Source organism: Pseudomonas sp. 05N432, from assembly GCF_056396945.1.
Genome location: NZ_JBFTMM010000019.1, coordinates 418,930 through 427,089 on the forward strand (window position 1 = coordinate 418,930; position 8,160 = coordinate 427,089).

General features: G+C 53.2%; 3 protein-coding genes. 1 reads left to right on the forward strand and 2 read right to left on the reverse strand.

The features are described from left to right. Window positions 1-23 precede the first annotated feature (23 nt). A complete protein-coding gene (locus AC1DHT_RS23065; RefSeq protein ID WP_442114418.1) occupies window positions 24-1,799 on the reverse strand; it encodes a neuraminidase-like domain-containing protein in 1,776 nt (591 codons plus the stop codon). 9 nt (window positions 1,800-1,808) lie between these two features. Continuing rightward, complete coding sequence (locus AC1DHT_RS23070) at window positions 1,809-5,432, reverse strand: Tc toxin subunit A (protein WP_477749196.1); 3,624 nt, start codon at window positions 5,430-5,432, stop codon at window positions 1,809-1,811. Window positions 5,433-6,025: 593 nt separating this feature from the next. Here AC1DHT_RS23070 and AC1DHT_RS23075 point away from each other — a divergent pair. After that, window positions 6,026-8,160, forward strand: a 2,135-nt coding sequence (locus AC1DHT_RS23075; RefSeq protein WP_477761480.1) for a hypothetical protein, incomplete at its 3' end; no start/stop codon positions are given.

An 8,160-nucleotide genomic window follows, 5' to 3' on the forward strand; every position in this document is an offset into this window, starting at 1 on the left:
TGTTGGATCCTGCAGCAGGATTTCTAACGTTGATCTGTGTATAGCTTTACGACTGAGTGCAACAGACCCTCCTGAAGGAGTTTTATCAACTGTAAATCTATCCCGCCCCCCCAATCAACAATAAGTTTTGAAAGTGCATCTCCTGAAGAGTTAAAAGTATAGAAATCATAGTCACCATCATAAAAACCAGTGTTAGTCGCCATCAGCCTTGAGCCTTCAAGCAAGTCCACCCATTCACTGTATGCTTGCGAACTAAAAACCAGAGTAAACCCAACCACTTCGCGACCACCATCCCCCATCGAGATAGTTACCTTATATGTATCTGGGATACTTCCAGCCATGCGCGAGCTAATTTTAATCGTGGTGTCGCTACGATCATAAGTTACATCTGCCTCCGTCAATGTTTTTACTTTCGCCTGCAGACCTTTGTAGTTCCATAGGTCCTGTGGAGTGCTCGGAGAGCTCGTAGTAATTTCGCCGAACTCGTTAGTTCCCGTCGGAAGCCAATATTGAAAACGACTGTCCCCGTCCGCCGAGTGAGCAAACAAATGACATACCGTCCGCACATGCCCCTCTTCGAGATCGAGCACTTCGGACTCTTTAATATCAAAGCCAGTAGACTTCTCTACATATCCGACAGCTGGAAACATTGGCATCACGGCAAAGTTTTTGTCGATCCGCAAAGTTCTTAGAAAGTCGTAACTATCACCATTACCATTGGATAATCCGCCGGCCTCATAGCCATAATAGAGGGCCAAAAATAGTGTATCCGGTGACGTTGAGTGATCGTACACAGCAATCGTATTGCAACCTTTTTCAATCAAATTCGGGTTGAGCTCCGGATCGCGCAAGGCATCGGACGTGCCGTAGTTTTCAATATAAACGCGCGGAATACTCCATGTATCATCGTATTTTTTATAGGCGCCATATAGACGAAACAGCGGGATGACCTTTTTGTCAGAGGACGAAATGGCATCAGGATCCTGAAACACTACTTCGGCCCAGAATATGAACAAACGATTATTGAACCAAGTCGGCCGAATGGAGTGTTCAATAGCTTTTTCGGAGATTGGTACGTTGGCACGTTTCCAGTCCGACCAGGCCTCAGGCAGGGGCTTATCATATTTCAAGGGTTCAGCATCGGGGTCAGCAACGGGTGCAATAATCGGGCGCTGCCTCATGTCCAACGACCGCCAATAGTAGACGTTTTCTGCAGGCGATTTGGCGATGAAATAGTAGATACTGTTGGCGAAGTACTTGCCGTCGATGTAGCCATTGAGGCATCTGAGGTTGGCAATTTCCTCCAAACGCGCCAAATAGTCCAGCACTGCGGTTTGCACAGTATCAGGCTGAATCTGGGTTTGATTAATATCATTTTCCAGTTGTTTGAAGCTTTCGGTCTTAGTCAGCCGAAGCATTGGATCCAGGTAATTCGACGGAAAGTAATGCAACTGTTGGTTGGCTGCCCATAGTGAATACTGACTCATTTCGTCGCGCCAACTTTCCAGTTGATTCGGGGTAAAGTTTCCGGGCTGGTAACCCGGTTCCATATTCATAAAAATGCCGTGAATGTATTGCTGATGGCTGGCAATGGCACAGGCAACCGGGCTGGTGGGCACATTCTGGCTGACCTGCACATCCAGCAACCAGAGCTCATAAATTTCGTTGGGGGTCTTGATCCGGTCAGCCAATCCCTGATCAATCAGGTACTGATCGTTAGGCACGACTTCGTGCAAATACAGCGCTAACATCGCGTCACGCAAAGACTCATTAAGTGGTGCGTCAAAGGCAGTCGTCATGATCGTCCCTCAAACATTCGCAAGTGATGAATCGGGGACAGAATGGGTGGCCATGACCGCGTCACCGACGGTTTTCCAGGCATCCAGAGTGCTTTGGTGATTCAATTCGGTGGCTTGCAGCAGCGCTTTGGCGGACAACCTGCTGGCCTGGCAGGTCGCCTGGCAACGGCGTATCCAGTCCACCTGCGCCATCGAACAGGCGTGCTTTTCGCTCAAGGTGTCAGTCAGAGCCGTAATTTCTGCTTCGGACCACCCCAGCAGCCAGGCCAATGCGCTATTGGCCGTTTCGCTGGTAATCTGGCGCAGCGCCTTGTTTTTCAGTTTGGGCGTGGGCGGGTTGGCGAGGCTGAAGTAGCTCAATAGGGTGTCTTCCGATTGGCTCTGGGCGTGGAACCAATGGCTGAAGCGTTCAAACAGGTAGAGGTCGGCGAGCGAAGGTTCGCTGTTGCTGCCGGAGTATTGGTCGGCGCCTAGCCAGGTTGGGTGGACCAGAAACAGGCGCAACGCTCTGTCGCTCAAGCGCAGCTGTACAATAATCTCGGCATGCTGCGATACACGCTGGAAATGCTCGATCAGTTCAGGGCGCACCTCCCCCTTCGGAAACACTTCCATCAGAATGCTGTAGACCGAAGAATTAGCCCAATGAATAACCGCAACGCAGCGTTCCGGCGGTAGTTTTACGGTTTCCTGGAACAACCCTTCAAGCAACTGTACTTGCCTGTCATGCGCCTCAAGTAGCAACTCGACGAGTTTTTCTGCACAGGCTTGTTTTACTGGCACCGTCAGTTTGAGTGGCTTGAGCAACTCATCGACATCGGTCCTGAGCCAGGTGATCGGCTCATCTACCAGACTCAACGGCCCATCCAGCCCGCGCAACAGGCCATCTTTATCGATCAGAGCGTGGCTGATCAGCAACTCGAACCATTTGAGCTCCGCCGGGTTGGGGGTCCCGTCATCGCGGGAAGGCAGACCCAGGGCAGCGACCTGTTCCCTGGTTACGACACTGCGGCGCGTATCGTCCTGCAATTTAACCAGGCGCTTGAGCAGGTCGTCAGACAATGGCGGGTATTCAAAAGCATGGGGCGCCTGGTCGTCCTCCAGTTCGTCGACGGCAGCCAATGGGACATTGGGCCCTAACCGCTGCTGCAATTGCTCAACGGTCTGCTGGCTGTCCTTGAGCCAGTCGACGACCCAGTCCACTTGCATCAGCACATCGATGATGTCTGGAGTGTCAGGCGTTGTTCGCGGGCTCAACCGACCGCTGGCCAGTGCAGTTTTGTAACGTTGACCACCGAGTAGGCCCGCCAGTGTCAGGAGGTCAGCGACTGAAAGACCGAAGAGCTGTGCGATCCGGGCCTGGCGGTAAATCGACGAGACGGTAGGCAAGTCACGCTTGAGTGCTCCGAGTTTCTCGGTCTGCCTGGCGATCAATAACAATGACTTATCAGTCGGTTGCAAACCGAGGCCGGCACACAATTGCAGCAGGGTTTTCTGGTTGGAGGGGTTCGTACTGGTCAAATCGAATGGTGTTTGATCGAGGATCAGCGGCGTGTCGAACAGTTGCACCCGGTTGAATACCTGGTCGTAAAATGGCACCTCATCCTTGCCGCAGGCATAGGGCGTGATGCCACCCAGTATCGCGCCGAACTCTTGAGGATCAATACCGCGGCGCAAGTTCAGATAACGATAGACCCCCAGCGCACGCAAGGTATTTTCGTTAAGCACCATCCCCAGGTTAGCTGCGCCCTCGGCCCGGATCGCGCCGATGACCAGAGTGTCCAGCTTCGCGAAGGGGATGTTTGTCCAGCGTTGCAGACGGATCATTCGCAGCAATCGATCCATGCGATCGAGCGAGGTCTTGGTCAGGCGCCAGTACTTGCTGCCCCCCTGATTGACTTCCTCCAGCCCCATGGAGTTGTCGAACTTATCGCGGATAATTGACGCCGGAGTGGGTTCGCTTTCGCTATCGTAAAGGCCCGCGCCGGTTCCGTTGACGTAGCAGGCGCCATAGTGAGACGCGTGAGGAAACGGAGACACCGTACCGGTAATACCGGGGACCACTACACCAGCGTGTTGCAGGTTTTTGCTTGGGCAGTTGGGTGACAATCGCACAGCGTACGTACGTTGGCAGAGAAGCATTTCGACGTGTTCGGCGTGTAAGCCTGTGCGCTGCATAAAGTCGGTAAGGGTGGTCAAGTGCTGGAGTACTGAGCCGTCTGTTGCGTCAACGCCGAAAGACTGTTTGAAGAAGGCTCGTTCCGACGCTGTCAGGGTGTACTGCTCATCCAGTGTGAGGGTGAAACGCTGTCTGGCCAGGCTCACTGGGGCTTCAACGGTGCCGGTGGCGGTGATCAAATCGAACGTGGCGGTATAACCGGTTTCAGTTGGTTCGGGGAGCACCGCATCGACTTTGATGGATGAGACGGTGGTTGACGCTGATGCTGAGTGCAAAAAATTAAGCAACCCAATACCGGAATTGGCAGGCGTAGTGGAGTTTAGTGCCAGAATCACGGTTTCAGTCTGGTTTTCCCCCGCCTTACGAAAGGTGACGGGTGCAAGGTTTGTTCCTTCCGATGTACTGGTGGGTTTATCTGCTATGGGGGCAACTATGCCGATGTCCGCCTGCTCTAATGGCAGCAAAAAGCAGGTCCCCAATTCCGTGTGAGGGCTGAGGTGAGTGCTACCGGCGCTCTTCCAGCCATCAGTCAAATCACTGCGCGTCAGGTAAAAGTTGCTGAACACCGGCGGTTCGATCAGTAATGCCTGCCGCTGTGGACTCAACCCCGACAACAGTAGCTGTGCTTGCAGCACAGGCTTTTGCACTTCGCCATAGTGGTTAGTGGCATCCTGTCCGATCGGCATCAATAGGCTGGTCCGGTAATTCAACTCTCCCAGTCTCGGTTTTTCCTCGGATAAACCCAGCTGACATTGATGGTGGTGGAAATCATAGGGCAATTCGAGAGGGTAGCGACGCTCAGCAAGCACCTCGTTAATGGACTTTCGCTTGTCTGCCGGAATGCCATCCAGGTAAGTGCGCAAGTGGCTGCTCAGCACATCATTGACGATTTCCAGCATCGACCTGGGGGTGAAGGTGCTTTCGTGAGTAATCAGCAGATCCTTCAGGTCGGGGCGGCGTTTATCCAGCAAGAGGCGTTTGGGATCAATGCTCGTTGCTTCCAGTTGCTGGATAAACACGCGCAGCGCACTTAGGTAAGCCACCGGCGAATCAATGGCGGCAATGGCGCCGACCTTGCAGAACTCGTCCCAGTTTTCCTTGAAAAGATTGGGAAAAGTGGGTCCCACAGGCACGAGCGCGCGAACACCACTGCGCTGGGCCAATTGCTGGAAGGTACCCGATGAGGTCTTGTACTCACGGTACAAACGCGCAATCAGCGCCGCATACGCCCTGGCATTGTCGTAGGCCAGGTCGGCGTTGGCATCGCTGTGTTCGGCAAGCTGCCGAGCGAAGGCGGTTTTAGGCAAGCGAATAATGTCGAAGACCGAGGTGAATCCCATTTTCTGCATGGCCGTCTCGAAATCGACCCGGCCTTTTTCCGGCGAAATGTCGGGTTGTACGAGCGCCTTCATCAGCGAGTTGTTTTCAACGGCCATATCAATCGTTCTCCTGCCCATAAGGAACGGGCATTGAAGGAGTGCCCGGCAGGGTCAAGCTAGAGATAAACAAGGGCCGTGTAACCTGTCAGACCTGACAGGTTGATAGGGTTTACTTAGAACAAATTGGTGTTAGCAATTTACTTTTTTATTGCGAAATATCGAAAGGGAATGAATTGACCAGCCATACCAAAAGTCACTGATCCCTGGCAGTTCAGTGGCTTCTTTTCCGTAGAAGGTGCCGGCTGTGTGCAGGTTAGTAGACCGGGGATCCAGGACGCCGGCGCGCCGAAGCGCCCTGTGCACAGCCGCCATCGAGTGCCGTGATAGGGAATACCTGACTGAAGGAGCCAAACGCCTTTCATTGGTTACCTGATGCTTGAGGCTGGCTCCTGTAAGAAATACCGGGTCGGAATAAAAAATCGCTAAAAGATACTTTAGCGAGACAGCCGCGAAGTGAGTCAGCCGTAGAGCTGCGCCTTGTTTGTGTGACCCCATCATTGATCACCGCTCGTCTGAACTGTCAGTTTTTACAGGTAGTTGTTCTTCGGGGTTTTCAGTAAACACCGCCCTACAGCAACAGATAGCCGGGCTGAAAAAGGAGCATTGAGATCATGGCGAAAAATGAGCTTGTTACGAATGAAGATGAGGATCAGCACATTTTATGGATTGAACCTTATATATTGACACCGAACCATGGCTCTACTGTTTCCCCCGGTTTTCTTATTGAAGCGATCGTCACGGTGCCACCCGCCTCTAAATGGAGAGTACAGTTCTTCTATGGCCCTAACATGATCAAAGAGTTTCAGGGAGCCCCCTTCCTTGGATCAGCAATTTCCTTCAATGTACCCAGTAACTTGATACAACCAGGCAGAGATTTCTATTTCAGGCTCGACTATGCCAAGCGCATGGTCGCTTGGGACACTTGGAGCGACTGGGCTTACTCGGGCGACTTGAAGATGGCCGGAGCGGGTAAACCACCCAGCCCACGTATTGAAGCACCTCAAGCAGGCAGTATTCACTCTCCTGGGCTTATCGATATTCGTGGGACCTGTGCGGCAGGCGCAAAAGTAGAGTTATTGAGTTGGGACAATAGCTTCCTTGACCCTGCTACCGTGAGGGGAACTACTTGGAGTTCTTCCGGCCGCGTCTGGGACGCCGGCACCAAACATGTCAAGGCTCGGCAAATCTTGAATAATCTGGCATCTGATCCAAGCGCTCAGTTGGAATTCATCGTCGGAACGAACGCCAAACCACCTGAGCCAACGATTTTCTCGCCAGAACAGGGAAAGAAGTACCCCGTCGGTTCATTGGCGATTATGGGCACCTGTTTGGAGGGAGCACAGGTTGAGGTTCTGAACTTTGATAATAGTAAGTTAGGCGATGCCAAGGTAACCGGCGCTACCTGGTCTTACAGTCGTGTCTGGGACGCTGGTACCAAGCACGTCAAGGCCAGGCAAATCGTGGATCGTGTGGCGTCTGATCCAAGCGCTCAGCTGGAGTTCTACATCGTAGCAATGTCCCAGCCAGCCGCACCGATCATCGAAGCACCACTCCAAGACAGTACTCACAACGTAGGGAATGTGACGATCAAAGGCACCTGTCTGGAGGGGGCAGTTGTCGATGTGCTGAGCTGGGATGATAGCAAGCTCGCTGTAGCTGAGGTAAACGGCAGAGTCTGGACGCTCAATTACACGTGGGATACCGGCTTCAAGCACGTCAAGGCCAGGCAAACAGTGCACCATTGGCGTTCCGATCCGAGCCCCGAGCGCGCGTTCATTGTGGGAACGCCGGGCAAGCCGCCCGAACCGCTGATTACCTATCCAGAGTCAGGGAGTAAACATGCCGTCGGTATTGTCGAGATTAGAGGGACCTGCCTGGAGAGAGCGACTGTCGAAGTCCTGAGCTGGGATAATTCTAAATTGGGCGATGCACAAGTAACCGGCAAGACCTGGGTATACCCATACACATGGGACGTCGGCGTCAAGCACGTCAAAGCTCGGCAAACCGAATACGGAAAAGTTTCCGATCCGAGCAGAGAAATCGAATTTACTGTGGGGGACCCTGCCCCTCCCCCCTCACCAGCGATTAGCAAGCCGCAGGAGGCCAGCACAGCCCTCTTTGGCAAGGTAAAAATTGAGGGGACATGTTTGGCAAGAGCGACTGTCGAGTTGCTCGCTTCAGACAATACCAAACTGGGCGATGCAGTCGTAAGCGACACTGAATGGTTTATCGATGTCGATTGGCTCCCTGGTCCCAAGCATATTAAGGCAAGACAAACAGAGTACGGCAGGGTGTCTTTGCCTAGCAATCTGCTTACCTTTTATTTGAGGCCACCCCAACTGGTCATTACCCAGCCGACCTCGCCGGTAGACCACAACCACATCATTGGTGGCACCGAGGGTTATCCAGGCGCCACGCTGAAAATGCTGGACTCAGCCAATCAACCGGTGCCCGGGAGATTCACGCAGAACGGGAAAAGCTGGACATTCGCCCCTGACCAGCCCTGGGAGGTGGGGAGCAGAACGATCAAAGCCGTGCAGACCGTTAACAGCGTAGAGTCCAACGCAAGCGGACCACGCACGTTCAAAGTAAGGCCACCCCAACTGGTCATCACCCAGCCGACCTCGCCGGTAGACCAGAACCACGTCATTAGTGGCACCGAGGGTTATCCAGGCGCCACGCTGAAAATGCTGGACTCAGCCAATCAACCGGTGCCCGGGAAGTTCACGCAGAACGGGAAAAGCTG